The 15,616-nt window shown below is 45.4% G+C and carries 16 protein-coding genes and 1 other RNA gene; 13 read left to right on the forward strand and 4 right to left on the reverse strand.

Going from position 1 to position 15,616, the window contains the following annotated elements; translation table 11 throughout:
• The 4 genes from Q4549_RS16365 to Q4549_RS16380 all read left to right on the forward strand — a co-directional run bounded on the left by Q4549_RS16365 (position 1) and on the right by Q4549_RS16380 (position 3,081).
• On the forward strand, positions 1-1,212 hold the full coding sequence (locus Q4549_RS16365; RefSeq protein ID WP_137673665.1) for a cytochrome bc complex cytochrome b subunit: 1,212 nt from the start codon (positions 1-3) through the stop codon (positions 1,210-1,212).
• On the forward strand, positions 1,212-1,946 hold the full coding sequence (locus tag Q4549_RS16370; RefSeq protein WP_303514037.1) for a cytochrome c1: 735 nt from the start codon (positions 1,212-1,214) through the stop codon (positions 1,944-1,946). The genes Q4549_RS16365 and Q4549_RS16370 overlap by 1 nt, the downstream gene beginning before the upstream one ends.
• Before the next feature lie 86 nt (positions 1,947-2,032).
• Positions 2,033-2,668: a stringent starvation protein SspA gene (gene sspA, locus Q4549_RS16375; RefSeq protein WP_303553439.1), complete on the forward strand. Its 636-nt coding sequence runs from the start codon at positions 2,033-2,035 to the stop codon at positions 2,666-2,668.
• Positions 2,669-2,679: 11 nt separating this feature from the next.
• Positions 2,680-3,081 carry a ClpXP protease specificity-enhancing factor gene (locus tag Q4549_RS16380; RefSeq protein WP_303553494.1) on the forward strand — a complete coding sequence of 134 codons (402 nt, stop codon included), beginning with the start codon at positions 2,680-2,682 and terminating at the stop codon, positions 3,079-3,081.
• 44 nt (positions 3,082-3,125) lie between these two features.
• On the opposite strand, the gene dolP is transcribed toward Q4549_RS16380, so the two are convergent.
• The 4 genes from dolP to Q4549_RS16400 are packed head-to-tail and all read right to left on the reverse strand — an operon-like array spanning position 3,126 to position 6,508.
• Positions 3,126-3,698, reverse strand: coding sequence for a division/outer membrane stress-associated lipid-binding lipoprotein (dolP, locus tag Q4549_RS16385; RefSeq protein WP_303513911.1), 573 nt, complete (start codon positions 3,696-3,698; stop codon positions 3,126-3,128).
• A gap of 3 nt (positions 3,699-3,701) precedes the next feature.
• The gene (locus Q4549_RS16390) at positions 3,702-4,292 is read right to left on the reverse strand and encodes an SIS domain-containing protein (RefSeq protein WP_303553440.1); all 591 of its coding nucleotides are present in this window, start codon (positions 4,290-4,292) and stop codon (positions 3,702-3,704) included.
• Position 4,293: 1 nt separating this feature from the next.
• Positions 4,294-4,641, reverse strand: a complete 348-nt coding sequence (locus tag Q4549_RS16395; protein WP_303553441.1) for a YraN family protein — start codon at positions 4,639-4,641, stop codon at positions 4,294-4,296.
• A complete protein-coding gene (locus Q4549_RS16400; RefSeq protein WP_303553442.1) occupies positions 4,634-6,508 on the reverse strand; it encodes a penicillin-binding protein activator in 1,875 nt (624 codons plus the stop codon). The genes Q4549_RS16395 and Q4549_RS16400 overlap by 8 nt, the downstream gene beginning before the upstream one ends.
• Positions 6,509-6,647: 139 nt before the next feature.
• On the opposite strand from Q4549_RS16400, the gene rsmI reads away from it, so the two are divergent.
• The 9 genes from rsmI to mraY all read left to right on the forward strand — a co-directional run bounded on the left by rsmI (position 6,648) and on the right by mraY (position 15,613).
• Entirely contained in the window at positions 6,648-7,487 is an 840-nt protein-coding gene (gene rsmI / locus Q4549_RS16405) for a 16S rRNA (cytidine(1402)-2'-O)-methyltransferase (protein WP_303553443.1), read from the forward strand.
• A 41-nt stretch (positions 7,488-7,528) separates the two neighbouring features.
• An RNA gene (gene rnpB / locus Q4549_RS16410) (RNase P RNA component class A) lies at positions 7,529-7,912 on the forward strand.
• A gap of 347 nt (positions 7,913-8,259) precedes the next feature.
• The gene (gene mraZ, locus Q4549_RS16415; RefSeq protein ID WP_137673672.1) at positions 8,260-8,715 is read left to right on the forward strand and encodes a division/cell wall cluster transcriptional repressor MraZ; all 456 of its coding nucleotides are present in this window, start codon (positions 8,260-8,262) and stop codon (positions 8,713-8,715) included.
• Position 8,716: 1 nt separating this feature from the next.
• Positions 8,717-9,652, forward strand: a complete 936-nt coding sequence (gene rsmH / locus Q4549_RS16420) for a 16S rRNA (cytosine(1402)-N(4))-methyltransferase RsmH (protein ID WP_303513902.1) — start codon at positions 8,717-8,719, stop codon at positions 9,650-9,652.
• Positions 9,652-9,969 carry a cell division protein FtsL gene (gene ftsL, locus Q4549_RS16425; protein WP_137673674.1) on the forward strand — a complete coding sequence of 106 codons (318 nt, stop codon included), beginning with the start codon at positions 9,652-9,654 and terminating at the stop codon, positions 9,967-9,969. Before rsmH ends, ftsL begins: the two co-directional genes overlap by 1 nt.
• The gene (locus tag Q4549_RS16430) at positions 9,969-11,699 is read left to right on the forward strand and encodes a penicillin-binding transpeptidase domain-containing protein (RefSeq protein ID WP_137673675.1); all 1,731 of its coding nucleotides are present in this window, start codon (positions 9,969-9,971) and stop codon (positions 11,697-11,699) included. Before ftsL ends, Q4549_RS16430 begins: the two co-directional genes overlap by 1 nt.
• Positions 11,686-13,161 carry a UDP-N-acetylmuramoyl-L-alanyl-D-glutamate--2,6-diaminopimelate ligase gene (murE, locus tag Q4549_RS16435; RefSeq protein WP_303553444.1) on the forward strand — a complete coding sequence of 492 codons (1,476 nt, stop codon included), beginning with the start codon at positions 11,686-11,688 and terminating at the stop codon, positions 13,159-13,161. The genes Q4549_RS16430 and murE overlap by 14 nt, the downstream gene beginning before the upstream one ends.
• Complete coding sequence (gene murF, locus Q4549_RS16440; RefSeq protein ID WP_303553445.1) at positions 13,158-14,537, forward strand: UDP-N-acetylmuramoyl-tripeptide--D-alanyl-D-alanine ligase; 1,380 nt, start codon at positions 13,158-13,160, stop codon at positions 14,535-14,537. Before murE ends, murF begins: the two co-directional genes overlap by 4 nt.
• Positions 14,531-15,613 (forward strand): phospho-N-acetylmuramoyl-pentapeptide-transferase, encoded by a 1,083-nt coding sequence (mraY, locus tag Q4549_RS16445; RefSeq protein WP_137673678.1) that lies wholly within the window; start codon positions 14,531-14,533, stop codon positions 15,611-15,613. Before murF ends, mraY begins: the two co-directional genes overlap by 7 nt.
• Positions 15,614-15,616 lie beyond the last annotated feature (3 nt).

Genomic DNA, 15,616 nt, shown 5'->3' on the forward strand with positions numbered 1-15,616 from the left:
ATGAAGGCACTTATCGGTTGGATCGATGAACGGATCCCGTTGACCAAGACCTACAACAAACATGTGGGCCAATACCCAACGCCAAAAAACTTCAACTTTTGGTATATTTTTGGCTTTATCGCCATGGTGGTATTAGTTAACCAAATCCTCACTGGGATTTGGCTAACCATGAATTACAACCCATCTGGCGATGGTGCTTTTGCCTCTATTGAATACATCATGCGTGATGTGGAATATGGCTGGCTACTGCGATATATGCATTCAACGGGGGCTTCAGCCTTCTTTGTTGTGATTTATTTGCATATGTACCGCGGTTTAATTTACGGCTCTTACCAGAAACCTCGCGAACTGATTTGGTTGTTCGGGATGTTAATTTTCTTGGTATTAATGGCTGAAGCCTTTATGGGTTACTTGTTACCTTGGGGGCAAATGTCCTACTGGGGTGCGCAGGTAATTATCTCGCTATTTGGGGCTATCCCCGTTATTGGCGATGATTTAACCCTATGGATACGTGGTGACTACGTAATCTCGGGCGCAACCCTTAACCGGTTCTTTGCACTGCATGTTATTGCACTGCCACTAGTATTGGTTATGTTGGTGTTCTTACATATTGTTGCTTTGCATGAAGTAGGGTCAAATAACCCAGACGGCATCGAAATTAAAGAGAACAAAGATGAAAACGGTTGGCCAAAGGATGGTATTCCTTTCCACCCGTACTTTACGGTAAAGGACTTAGCGGCGATTGTAGGCTTCTTGTTCTTCTTCTGTTGGGTGATGTTCTTCTTCCCTGATGGTGGAGGCTATTTCCTCGAAAAACCAAACTTTGAAGCGGCTAACCCTCTGAAAACACCAGACCATATTGCCCCCGTTTGGTATTTCACACCGTTTTACGCCATTTTACGTGCGGTGCCTGATAAACTATTGGGTGTAGTAATGATGGGCTTGTCTATCGCTGTGCTGTTTGTTCTGCCGTGGTTAGACCGTTGTAAGGTTAAGTCGATTCGTTATCGCAGCACCATACATAAACTAAACATTGCACAGTTTGTAATTTGTTTCATTATCTTGGGGGTTCTAGGTGTATTGCCTTCAACTCCTGCTCTAACGTTATTGGCGCAAATCACCTCTTTTGGTTACTTTGCCTATTTCTTATTACTCTGGATTTACAGTAAGAATGAGAAAACTAAGCCACTTCCAGATAGGGTAACTAAATGATGAAGAATGTCTTTTTAGCATTAGCGTTACTTGTCCCTAGCTTAGCGTTTGGGGCGGGTGGCAACGTACACTTAGACAAAGCCAATTACGACCTGACTGACAACGCCTCGTTGCAAAATGGTGCTAAGTTGTTCATGAACTATTGCTTCGGTTGTCACAGTACTCAGTACCAACGTTATAACCGCGTAGCTGAAGATTTAGGTATTCCAGTTAAATTAATGGAAGAAAACTTGATTTTTACCGGGGTAAAACCGGGTGAATTGATGGAAAATGCGATTCAGGAAGATGATGCAGCTAAATGGTTTGGTGCACCAGCACCAGATTTAACTTTAGTTGCTCGAGTGCGTGGAGCAGATTGGGTTTATACCTACCTACGTACATTTTACGTTGATGAGACTCGTCCATTTGGGGTGAATAACAAAGTTTTCCCAAGTGTTGGTATGCCACACGTATTGCAAGAGTTGCAAGGCGTACCTAATGCGGTCTACGAAACTAGAATGATTGATGGTGAAGAACAGCAAATCTATGTTGGCATCGAATCAGATGGTAGCGGTGAGATGAGCGACGATGAATATGACCACGCAGTATTAGACCTCGTTAACTTCTTGGTTTATTCAGCTGAACCTATTCAACTAGAGCGTAAACGCCTAGGTTATTGGGTGTTAGGGTTCCTATTTATCTTCTTTATTATTAGTTATCTATTGAAGAAAGAATACTGGCGCGACGTACACTAAGTCTTAAGCTAGTATTTGTTTATCGGCAATAGCATTTATGCTGTTGCCGTTTGTGTATTTATTTTTGATGGTTTTTGGAGGATTCAATGGCTGTAGCTGCCAACAAGCGTTCGGTAATGACGCTATACTCTGGTGCTAACGACTTATATAGTCATCAGGTACGTATCGTATTGGCTGAGAAAGGCGTCAGCGTAGAAATTAATCAGGTTGACCCGGATAACTTGCCGGAAGATTTGATTGATTTGAATCCGTACAGCTCTGTTCCTACCTTGGTTGATCGTGAATTGGTGTTATACCAATCTCAGATCATTATGGAATATTTAGACGAGCGTTTTCCTCATCCGCCACTTATGCCGGTTTACCCTGTATCTCGTGGTTCAAGTCGTTTAATGATGCACCGTATCAAGAATGACTGGTACACCTTAGTTGCGCAAATTGAGAAAGGTGAAAACGCCGATGCGGCTCGCAAACAATTAACCGAGAGTTTAATTGGTATCGCGCCTGTATTTGCTGAAATGCCTTACTTCATGAGTGAAGAATTCAGTTTAGTAGATTGCTACCTAGCACCGCTATTGTGGCGTTTACCTACTTTAGGTATTGAACTAGTCGGTAATGGCTCGAAAGAGATTAAGTCTTACATGATTCGTGTATTCGACCGAGAATCTTTCCAAGCATCATTAACTGATTCTGAACGCGAAATTCGCGATGGGTTCTTAGGTTAATGACTAGTGAGATGACGCCAAATAGGCCTTATTTACTTAAGGCTTTTTTTGACTGGTTGTTAGATAACGAATTGACACCGCATTTGGTGGTAGACGCAACGCAAAACAACGTAACGGTTCCCAGTCAGTTTGTTAATGACGGACAGATAGTATTGAATATTGCCCCCTCTGCGGTAGGTGTATTCAGTATGGATTTGGAGCATGTTGGCTTTAGTGCGCGGTTTGGCGGTAAGCCTTTTCAAGTGTATGTGCCCATGGCCGCGGTTGTAGCCATTTACGCTCGCGAGAATGGCGCTGGTACGGTATTTGAGCCTGAAGCTGCTTACGAGCCAGTAGAAGAGCTTGAAAGCGATGTACAGACTGAGGTGGTAGAAGAACCACCAAAGAAACCTACGCTAACGATCGTTAAATAAAAAAAGCGCCAATTGGCGCTTTTTTTATGTCTTAATTTGAGCGTTTAGCTTTCGTCTACTAACTCAAATACCTTAATGACTTTGCTTACACCTGTTTCATGTCTGGCAATATCAATGGCTAGGCTCTCTTCTTGAGCAGTAACAACACCAATCAAAAACACTTCGCTATCTTCTGTGATTACTTTGATTTTTCCTGGCGGAAGCTTACTGTCTTCGTATATCTTAAACTTCACTTTGGTGGTGATCCACGAATCGTTACTGCGTACACCCAGTGAGACGGGGGGCTTGATACGAACTTCATTCAGTACCTGCTGAACTCCTTCAACCTCTTTTACAATTTGGGTAATTTGGTTAAAGTTTTCTTCGCTTGGTGTTTGCCCAACAATTAACGTTCGACCATTTAAGGCCACAACAGAAAGTTTACTGTTACGCCAAATCTCATCTGATTGACCTAAGGCATTTAATGCTTGTAGCTCAATCCCTTGATCGTCAAACTGCGTGCCAATTGTGCGTCTATCGGTGGCTGCGCCTGCTGCAACCCCTGCTCCTACTACTACCGCTCCAGCACAAGCTTGAAGCAGCCCAGCTAAAACGATAATGCTGACTAAACGTAACATCCTCTAATCCTCTTGTTGGGGAAACAACGTACGGTCGACCAAATCACATAAACTATTTAGGGCCAGTAAGTGTACTTCGTTGATTCGAACACTTTGCTCGCCTGGTACCCTAATCTCTACATCTTGCTCGCTAAGTAAACCTGCCATTTCTCCGCCATCTTTACCAGTGAGGCCAATAATACTCATGTCGCGATTCACCGCCGCTTCCATGGCTTTAATCACATTACGACAGTTGCCTGAATCGGAAATGGCCACCAAAATGTCGCCTTGTTGCCCTAGAGCGCGAATTTGCTTGGCAAATATTTCATCAAAAGAGTAATCGTTAGCGATAGCCGACAACACTGAGCTGTCGGTACTTAAGGCTAATGCCGGTAAGCTTGGGCGTTCGGTATCAAAACGGTTGACTAAGTTGGCCGAGAACTGTTGAGCCAGTGCTGCAGCCGAGCCATTTCCAGCAATCAGCAACTTATTACCATTAAGTAGAGCTTGCGCAATAATAATAGTGGCCTTTTCAATAGCATCAGGCAGGGCCTCGGCTGCGGCTATCTTTGTCTGAATGCTTTCTCTAAAGATTTCTTTTATTCGTTCTTGCATCTCATTCCCCAAAGGCGTTTTGGAACCATTCCAAGTGCGGTGCTTGTTCCTGAATGGCCACTACGTCAAAACGCATGGCAGTATCAAATTGGTTTAAATTTTGTTGTTGTAAGTAGTGTTGCGCACTTAGCAATATTCGGCGTATTTTATGCTGATCAACTGCTGCTACTGCACCGCCAAAATCACGGCTTTTTCGGTATTTAACTTCAACAAATACCCAGGTGTCAGCCTGCTTACAAATTAAATCTATTTCGCCTCGTCGGCAATGATAGTTCTGCTCGACCAGCGTTAGCCCTTGTTGTTTTAGGTAGTCAGCCGCTTGTTGTTCGGCGGCTTGGCCTTTATTCAACTGGACTTTCTTGAATGTTGCTTTCTTGAATCGTGTCAGCTTGAATTTCCAAGGGAACCAATTGGCCATTTTTATACTGTGTCCACGTTAGCTGGCGTACGACTAAACCTTGTTGGTCAACGCTTAGATTTCCAGTTAAGCCTTTAAACTGGTACTCAGAGTAACCCCGCATCTGCGCCAATTGGTTAATTAAGCTGTAAGCATCGTAACCTAGGCCATACAGGCGTTTTTGCGAGTCTGATGAACTCGGCCATAGCTGTTGGTGGCGAATCGAGTTCACCGACTGTTGTTCAAGTATCCAAGGCATCTCACTAATGTAAATACCGTCTAACTCATTCTCGCTGGTCTCATCATTTTTATCGTAGCTGCGCGAGCTTGCATATAAACGTGGGCTAACAGCAAAGGGGCTTACGGTAACATCAATAAAGGCCTTTATCAGTTTGGTTTCAGTATTGGTACCGACTAAGTACAGCGAATTTGCATCACTGCGAGAACGTACTTCGGCTTCAATATCTTGGCCAACAATTTGTTTAAACTGACTAATGCGTTGTTGGCTGGTATCAGTGTGTAACAGCTTACGTACCGCACGCTGTAAATCGTTGCGGTTTGCGTAAAAAACAACATCTACCGGCGAACTTGAGTGCAGTTTCCACTCTTCACTAAAGGCTTCTCCCATGCGAGTGCCCAAGCTACTTTGTGGCGCTAGAATAAGTGGGTTTTGTTCTTCTCGCTGAGCCATAAATTGCGCGGCTTGTTTAGCTTCGTCTTCTGGAGACAGCGGGAAGAAGAATTGAGCGTCATTTTCGGTTGCTTGAATATCGTTAAGTGCAAACACTGGCATGCTCGGGGCAAGATTTACCAAGCTACGTAGCTGCGATTTAAGCAATGGCCCAACAATAAAGTCTATTTGGTCTAGCTCCAATTGTGGATATAGCGTTTCCATAGCCTGGGCTTGAGTGTCGTAAAATACCAACTCGGCATCACTATAAAACTCGCTTTGTTGATCTAAGAAAGCCGATACTAGGCCGTCTTTTACCGCTAAAGCGTTGCTTTGATACTTACCGGTTAATGGCAACAACACGGCGATTTTTTTAGGGGCGTAAGGACTAATGCTTAATGCTTTTGCCAAATCACCGCCGACATAGTCTAGAGCTGGGTGCTCTGGGTAATCAGTTTTCCAATTTTGTAGAGTAGCTATCAACTTTTCTGGAGACTGCTTGGGTTCATTACTAATCGCTACAATTTCTAACCAGCCGTTTCTTAGCTCGTTACCAGGCTGCTGAAAGCTGCGCAGGGTAAATGCTGTTAGTGGTTTAAGTTGTTGCCAAATGTTTTGGTGATTACCTTCGCGAGACTCTTCTGCTAAGTAGCGGTCTAGCTCAATATACGCGCCTGCTGCGGCTAGTGGGTTGTTTTGTTGTTGGTAGATATCACCACGGCTCAGGTAATAAGCAAACCAGTAATCATCAGGCAGTTGCCAAAGAGGATCAAAATCTAATATGCCCAGCGCTTTTGTGTAATTGCCTTGCTGCTGTTGGGCATAGGCTTGCACGATTCGTAAACCTGCTGCTTGCTTGGGCGTGGCGGCTTGTTTACTGAGTGATGTGGTTACCGCATCACCTGCTTGATACATACCTTGCTGGTAGTAGGCTTTAGCCGCAAGCAACTCCCAGTCAAAGCTTTGTTCAACCGGCGCGATGCTGGCCTGATCCAAGTAAAATTCTGCGTTATGTTCTGGCGCAAGTGCAATTGACGGTAATTCAATGGCAACAACGGGTGGCTTGGTTGGGCCACTTGTACAGGCCGCGAGTATAAGCACAAGGCTTAAACTGATATAACGTAGCGCTGAAATCAGGTTATGTTTCAAGGTTCATACCACTAGTATTGATTAGTTAGTGCATATATTAAGAGCCTAACGCTAAATAATCTACAATCGAAGTGGCGAAAGATTGAGGCAAGTGACGCTTTTGATTAAAGTAGAGGCCGTTTTTACCAGAGGTTAGTTTATGTCAGCTATCGGCACCTTATATATTGTGGCAACTCCCATCGGCAATTTGGCTGATATTACATTACGTGCTATCGAGGTGCTAAAAAACGTATCGATGATTGCCGCAGAAGACACTCGCAATACCGGTCGTTTATTGTCCCACTACGAAATTGGTACTCGGTGTGTTGCCGTGCACGACCATAACGAACAGCAAAAAATTGCTTGGTTAGAGCAAAACCTGTTGGAGGGTAAAGACATTGCTTTAGTGTCTGACGCTGGCACGCCACTGATTAATGACCCTGGTTATCATTTGGTCAATGCTTTTCGAGCGAAAGGTTACCCAGTAGTGCCATTACCGGGCGCATGTGCGGCGATAGCGGCCTTATCGGTAGCGGGTTTGCCTACTGACCGCTTTCTATATGAAGGCTTTCTACCTGCTAAAACTAAAGCGCGCCAAGAGCGACTTAACGAGTTACGCCAAGAAACGCGTACGGTTGTGTATTACGAGTCACCTCACCGTATCGTTGATAGCTTGGCGGATATAGTTTTGTGTTTAGGGGATGAGCGTCAGGTTGTGATGGCGCGCGAAATCACTAAAACCTTTGAAACGATAAAGTCGTTACCGGCCGCTGAGCTATTAGCGTGGGTAAAGGCGGATGCCAATCAACAGAAAGGTGAAATAGTGTTGGTGGTGTCGGGGCACCAAAAAAACAGTGTTCAATTACCGGTAGACGCTTTAGATACGCTTAAATTATTGCAAACCGAATTGCCTTTAAAAAAGGCGGCCGCGCTTACCGCTAAAATCTACGGATTGAAGAAAAACGCGCTCTATGAATATGGCTTAAAACAAGCAGAATAAGCGCTATTCTTGCTGCTTATAGTTTGCTATAGTCCGCCACCGGAGTTGGCTAGACAACCGCTGCTTCGTCGTTGTGTGCTCTTTCGAGAGTGGCAGACGGGCGAAGGGGAGGAAAGTCCGGGCTCTATAGGGTAGGGTGCCAGGTAACGCCTGGGGGGCGCGAGCCCACGACAAGTGCAGCAGAGAGAAGACCGCCGATGGCTCATTCGTGAGTACAGGTAAGGCTGAAAGGGTGCGGTAAGAGCGCACCGCGCATCTGGTAACAGATTGCGGCGAGGTAAACTCCACCCGGAGCAAGGCCAAATAGGCCCCCTTAAGGCGCGACCCGCGTTGGGGGCGGGTAGGCTGCTTGAGCCGTTAAGCAATTAACGGCCTAGACGAATGGTTGTTCACGACAAAACCCGGCTTATCGGCCAACTCCCTCTAATTTTAAAGCCCTGTTGCTATGCCAACAGGGCTTTTCTGTTTTTATCATCAAAAACTGCGAGCGAATCTCTGTTAACTCAGCCTTCACTGTTTGTCTTTAAACAAAAAAACGACATTTAATTTGAATTATTTTTTACAGTAAATCTGCCTTGCTGCTTTGTATATCAAGTCTTTAGCCTTTTCTTATTTAAAGCTGGTGGAAATTTGTTCATTTTCTTGCTCAAGGTCGCTTGCAAAGGGGGAGACTCGTCCTTAAACTTAGTGAATTGTGGGATAAAGTGGATCTAAGTGGATCTATTTGACCAACAACTGAATTTAGTTAGGGATAAATGGGGAATTAACACTGATGTTACGTGGTGCCAGCTCAATCAATCTAGACGCGAAAGGACGGCTTACAATGCCGACCCGTTATCGCGAGTGGTTGATGGACGAGTGCCACGGGCAAATGGTGTGCACCATCGACATTAATCATCGTTGTTTATTGCTTTATCCATTAGCCGAATGGGAAGAAATAGAGCGCAAACTTAAACGCCTTTCTAGCATGAATCCTGCCGAGCGCCGCTTGCAGCGTTTGCTATTGGGCTATGCCGATGATTGTGAAATGGATAAAAACGGCCGCTTGCTCATTCCGCCTCCGCTGCGCCAACATGCCAGCTTGGAGAAAAAAATTATGCTAGTCGGGCAACTCAATAAGTTTGAGTTATGGTCAGACGAGCAATGGCAGCAACAAATTGCTGCAGACATTGCCCTAGAAGAGGACGTTGATATGTTAACCGATAACCTAAAGGATTTTTCACTTTAGCATGAGTACTGAATTTGCCCATACCTCGGTACTGCTGCAGGAATGTATCGACGGTTTAGCCATTAAAGAAGATGGTATTTATGTAGATGGCACCTTTGGTAGAGGTGGACATAGTCGCGCTATTTTGCAGCAATTAGGCCCAAACGGCCGACTCATTGCTATCGACCGTGATCCTCGTGCTATTGAAGCGGCCAAGCAATTTGCTAACGACCCGCGCTTTCAAATTGTTCATGGGCCATTCTCGGGGATAGAAAAATACATTACTGAGCTAGGTTTAGCCAAAAAAATAGACGGCGTATTACTCGATCTTGGTGTGTCTTCACCGCAGTTAGATGATGCAGAGCGTGGCTTTAGCTTTTTACGTGATGGCCCATTAGATATGCGCATGGATACTTCGCAAGGCCAAACGGCTGCACAGTGGTTAACTCACGCGGCCGAAGAAGACATTGCTTGGGTTATAAAAACCTTTGGCGAAGAAAAGTTTGGTAAACGTATTGCTCACGGCATTGTGAATGCTAGAGCGGAAACCGAGCTCACCGGTACCTTGCAGTTAGCCAAGATTATTGATGAAGCCTGCCCAGTTAAAGACAAATTTAAACATCCTGCTACCCGTAGCTTTCAGGCTATACGCATCTATATAAATAGTGAGTTGGATGAAATTGACACAGCTTTATTGGGCGCAATGAATAGCCTTGCGACTGATGGACGACTAGCGGTAATTAGCTTCCATTCTTTAGAAGACAGAATGGTAAAACGCTTTATTCGCAAGCAAGAAAAGGGTGAGCAATATCCAAGAGGTTTGCCATTAACCGAAGAGCAACTGGCTAGTGGCCGTTACTTAAAAGCGGTGAGTCGTGCTATCAAGCCTAGCGCCGCCGAAATAGAAGTGAACCCGCGTTCGCGCAGTTCAGTATTGCGAGTAGCTAGACGATTGTAATGAGCGAGCTTAATCGCCAGCCCAATTTGTTACGGGCAATGTTAAAAGACCTGTGGCGTAACAAACAGCAATTTTTGTTGTTAATTGCCGCCGTAGTATCGGCTTTTTGCGTGGTATGGGCCACTCACCATACTCGTATGTTTGTGGAGCAACGTGAGTTGTTGATGATGAGCCGTGACGAGTTAAATGTAGAGTGGCGACACCTATTAATTGAACAGAATGCCTTGGCTGAGCACAGCCGCATTGAGAGCATCGCCAAGAAACGCTTGGATATGCATCGACCTAAAATTAAAGATCAAGTGGTAATAAGGCAGTAATGAACAGTAAAGCAAACAAACATGGACTGTTTATTCATTGGCGCTTTGTGCTAGTGATGGCAGTAGTTTGCCTGGTGTTTACCGCTCTGGTTAGTCGCGCTGCCTATATCCAAGTAATTGCGCCTGATATGTTAATTGAGCAAGGCGATTTACGTTCTATTCGAACCAAGACGGGTTACGCTGAACGTGGCGTAATTACCGACCGTTTAGGCAACGAACTGGCTGTTAGTGTACCGGTGCGAGCGGTGTGGGCCGATCCTAAGCATGTTGCTGATCAACATAGTTTTGAAAACAAAGAAGCCTGGGTTGCTCTTGCCAAAGTACTTGATACCGATGTAGATAGCCTGCAGCAACGGGTTAGTAACCCGAAGCGTCGCTTTGTATATCTGCAACGCCAAGTCAGTGCAGCAGTGGCAGGGTACGTAGAAAAACTAAAAATTAAAGGTGTCTACTTAAAGCCTGAGTCCCGTCGTTTTTACCCTACCGGTGAAGTGAGTGCTCACCTTGTTGGCTTTACCAATATTGACGATAATGGCTTAGAAGGCATTGAACGTAGCTACGATGACTGGTTAACGGGTGAGCCGGGCAAGCGTAAAGTACGTAAAGATCGCCTTGGCCGAGTGGTTGAAGATTTAGCGGTCATTCATCAAGCGAAACAAGCTCAAAACATCGCTCTAAGTATCGACCAACGAATTCAAGCCATCGCCTATCGTGAGCTCAAAAAAGCGGTAGCAGATACTCAAGCTACGTCGGGCAGTGTGGTGGTGTTAGACATTGATACCGGCGAAGTGTTAGCGATGGCTAACAGCCCGTCGTTTAATCCTAATAACCGAAACGAATTTCAAAGTTATCGTTATCGCAATCGCGCGATTACCGATAGTTACGAGCCTGGTTCAACAGTAAAACCGCTATCGGTTATTGCGGCTTTAGAACGTGACCACATTGGCGCGACCAGCATGATCAATACTAATCCTGGTTGGATGCAGATTGGCGGCAGACGTGTACGAGACTCACGGAACTACGGAGAAATCAGCCTCACCAAGGTTATTCAAAAATCCAGCAACGTTGCCACGAGTCAATTAGCTCTTAAAGTGGGCGTAGAAGGTATGTTAGATACTTTCTATGACGTGGGATTTGGTAACGACTCAGGCCTAGGTTTAGTGGGTGAGTCTGGCGGCCAAATGCCGCAGCGTCGCCGCTGGTCAGATTTCGAGTTAGCTACTTTATCCTTTGGTTATGGCTTGATGGTCACGCCGTTACAGTTAGCACAAGCCTATGCAACCATGGGCTCTGGCGGCGTATTCCGCCCAACGTCAATTATTAAGTTACAACAAGCGGCTACCGGAGAGCGGGTGTTTGAGCAAAATAAGGCTCAAGCCGTATTGGAGATGATGGAGTCGGTGATTCAAGATGGCGGTACTGGGCAAAAAGCTGCCGTACCTGGCTATCGTGTTGCGGGTAAAACTGGCACAAGCCGTAAAGCGGTGCGTGGTGGCTATGGTGATGACTACGTTGCTATTTTTGCTGGTGTAGCCCCCGTGAGTAACCCCAAGCTGGCCATTGCTGTATTTGTTAATGAGCCGAAAAATGATCGTTATTATGGTGGCGATGTTGCTGCACCGGTGTTTTCAAAAGTGATGCAGGGTGGATTGCAGTATTTAAATGTAGCCCCTGACGACAACAACAGCAAAGTTGTACAGCTAAACGGAGGCAGCAATGGCAACACCTGATTTATCTGCCCTGTTAGCCCGATTTGCCATTACGGTTGCACCCGACATTAGTTTTAAACATCTCTCGCTTAACAGCCGAGAGATTACCTCTGGTGACATCTTCGTGGCGGTAAAAGGCCATCAAGTAGACGGTAGAAATTATATTGAAGCAGCCATTTATGCGGGTGCTGTGGCGGTCATTATCGACGCCGATGATGAAAAGGATCATGGCCATATCTCGTGGCTAAATAAAGTGCCTTGCATTCAATTTTGGCGTTTAAATCGTCAGTTGTCACAATTGGCTTCGTCGGCCTATTTCCCTGATGGTAACCCTCTAACACTGGTTGGGGTAACTGGCACAAACGGCAAAAGCACGGTTACTCATTTAATTGCTAATTTAGCCAACTTAAATGGAGTACCTGCAGCTGTAACCGGTACTTTAGGTAATGGTAAGCCCGGGCAGTTGATCGCTAGCGAGAATACCACTGCTGATGCAATTACAATTCAACGCCAGCTAGCAGAGATGCACCAACAGGGATTCAAGTTAGTAGCGATGGAGATTTCTTCTCACGGTTTAGTACAACAACGTGTGGCGAGTGTGCCTTTCAAGGTAGCTATTTTTACAAATTTAAGCCGTGACCATTTAGATTATCACGGCAGCATGGCGGAATATGGCCGCGCCAAGCAAGCTTTGTTTGATTGGCCAAGTTTAGAGTGTCGCTTAATCAATGCCGATGATGGCTTTGGTAAGCAGTTATTACAGCATTATCCAAGCGCTCAAGCCTTGTCTCTGGAAGATAGCCGAGCCGCTTGGCAAATTGGTGATTTACAGTTCAGTGAACTAGGGGCGAGTGGCTATTTACTCAGCCCAGATGCCAGCCATGAAAAAGTGCATTTTCAAAGCCCGCTATTAGGGCGGTTTAATGCCGACAACTTATTAGCGGCGATAGCTTGTTTGCAGCATATTGGCCTTGAATTAGCCGATATTATTGGGTCGCTTCCAACGCTAAATGCAGTGCCCGGAAGAATGGAATTGTTTACGGGTAAGTGTTCTGTGGTCGTGGATTATGCACATACACCTGATGCCCTAGATAAAGCGCTAAGCGCGCTGCGTCAGCATTGTCATGGCAAGCTTATTTGTATTTTTGGCTGTGGTGGTGATCGTGACAAGGGTAAGAGGCCACTAATGGCGGCCATTGCAGAGCAAAAAGCGGATCAGGTGATAGTGACCGACGATAACCCGCGATTTGAAGATGCTAACGCAATCGTAGAAGACATTCTGTTGGGCTTTCAGCATACGGAGCAAGTAACGGTAATTCATGAACGCTCGGCTGCTATTGCTCAAGCGATTGAACAAAGTGGCGCGAAAGACATTATTTTGGTGGCCGGTAAAGGCCATGAGAGCTATCAGGTTATTGGTGCAGAAGTACGAGATTATGATGAGCGTGCGTTAGTGGAGCAGTTAGTGGGAGCATCAGGATGATTCCATTAACGCTTGCTGAATTACAAGCCCCGTTAAATGCCCAGCTACATGGCGAAGACTTAACCATTGAGCAGGTGAGTACTGATACTCGCCAAGCAATGCCTAAGGGGTTATTTATTGCCCTAGTAGGGGAGCGATTTGATGCCCATGAATTTGCCGATAAAGCGCTTGAACAAGGCGCTATAGCCTTAATTGTAGAGCGTAAGCTAGCGCTAAATGTGCCTCAATTAGTGGTGGCGGATTGCCGTATTGCTTTAGGGCAAGTAGGCAGTTACTTACGTGAGAAACTAGGCCTAGCGTGCTGTGCGATTACCGGCAGTAACGGTAAAACAACAGTAAAAGAAATGTGCAGTGCTATTTTGACTCAGTCAAAACAAGTGCTAGCCACTCAAGGCAATTTTAACAATGACATCGGTGTTCCGCTGTCTTTATTGCGTGCAGAGCCTCAGCATCAAGTGGGTGTTTTGGAATTGGGGGCAAACCATATTGGTGAAATCGCCTACACCGTTAACTTAGTTAAGCCTCAAGCTGCATTGATCAACAACGTTTCTGACGCTCACATCGAAGGCTTTGGCGACCAACATGGCGTGCTAAAAGCAAAATCAGAATTGTTTTTGGACTTAACCGCTGAGCAAATCGCTATTTGTGAGCTAGGTTCTGAATATCAAGCTTATCTTGATAAAGCCGCAAGCCCAGCTGCCGTGCAGCATTTTGCTTTGGACAATAAACAAGCCGATTTTTTTGCCAGCAACATCAATTCGATTGGCTTAACAGGCAGTCGATTTAGTTTACATACCCCTCTAGGGCAGGTTGATGTTCAAATAAATTTAGCCGGTGAGCATAATGTTAAAAACGCTGTTGCTGCTGCGGCGTTAGCTATGGCTATGGGGGCTAATTTGCAGCACGTTCAACAAGGCTTGGCCTCGCTTGAGAAAGTGCCTGGCAGGGTGAACCTTCAATCGTTGAGTGCGTCTATCAATTTGATCGACGATAGCTACAACGCAAACCCAGCATCATTTAATGCTGCGGTGGACATTCTGGCAAGTTTTGAAGGCAAGCGCTTCCTTATTGCTGGTGCTATGGGAGAGATGGGGCAGCAAACTAAACAGGTGCATAAAGACTTAGTGAGCAGAGCGCTTGACAGCAACATCAGCTTGTATTCTTATGGCGCGTCTTTTGACGAGGTGCTGGCTGAAATTGGTCAGTCCTCACTAGGTTTTGACAGCCATGACACGCTAGTTAAGCAGTTGATTAAAAGCTTAGAGGAGCAAGCCGGTAAAGCCTCGCTTGTTCTGGTGAAAGGGTCGCGTTCGACCCACATGGAAAATGTCGTTAAACAGTTACAGCAATATTATAAGAAGGGTTTGGAATGTTAGTTTGGTTGGCGGAATATCTGCAGCAATACTTTAGTGGATTTTCGCTATTTGGTTACTTAACTTTTCGCGCCATTGTTAGTGCGTTAACGGCTTTGGTATTTGGTTTGTGGATGGGGCCAAAACTGATTCGTCGTTTACAACTACTACAAATTGGCCAAACAGTCCGTAACGACGGTCCTGAGTCGCATTTAAGCAAGTCAGGCACGCCGACGATGGGCGGTGTATTGATCATTGCTTCAGTATTTTTATCTACCTTACTGTGGGCACGTTTAGATAACCCTTATGTATGGGTTATGTTGTTTGTTTTTGGTAGTTACGGTGCCATTGGTTTTGTTGATGATTACCGCAAAGTTATACGTAAAGATCCTGCAGGATTAATTGCCCGCTGGAAGTATTTTTGGCAATCGGTGGTTGCGCTTATTGTTGCTGTGTATTTGTTCTGGAGCGCTGACTCAGCAGCGCAAACTCAGCTGGTGCTGCCGTTTATTAAAGACATAATGCCTCAATTGGGTTGGCTGTTTATTCCGCTGACTTATTTGGTAATTGTGGGTAGCAGCAACGCGGTAAATTTAACCGATGGTTTAGACGGCTTAGCCATTATGCCGAGCGTAATGGTGGCATCGGCCTTTGCGCTAATTGCTTATTTAACCGGTAACGTTAACTTTTCTAGCTATTTGTTCATTCCATACATTCCTGAGTCTAGTGAGCTAGTTATCGTGTGTATGGCCATGGTGGGCGCTGGCTTGGCATTTCTTTGGTTCAATACCTATCCTGCGCAGGTATTTATGGGCGATGTAGGTTCATTAGCCATTGGTGCTGCACTAGGTGCAGTAGCCGTGTTGGTTCGCCAAGAATTATTGCTAGTGATTATGGGCGGGGTTTTTGTCATGGAAACTGTGTCGGTGATTTTGCAAGTGGGGTCTTACAAGTTACGCGGACAGCGAATTTTTCGTATGGCGCCTATTCATCACCATTATGAGCTTAAAGGCTGGCCGGAACCACGAGTGATTGTGCGCTTTTGGATTATATCGCTGATTTTAGTTTTGATTGGCTTGGCAACATTAAAAGTTAGATAGAGT

Origin of the sequence: Agarivorans sp. 2_MG-2023 (genome assembly GCF_030548085.1) — a bacterium.
Taxonomy (GTDB): domain Bacteria; phylum Pseudomonadota; class Gammaproteobacteria; order Enterobacterales; family Celerinatantimonadaceae; genus Agarivorans.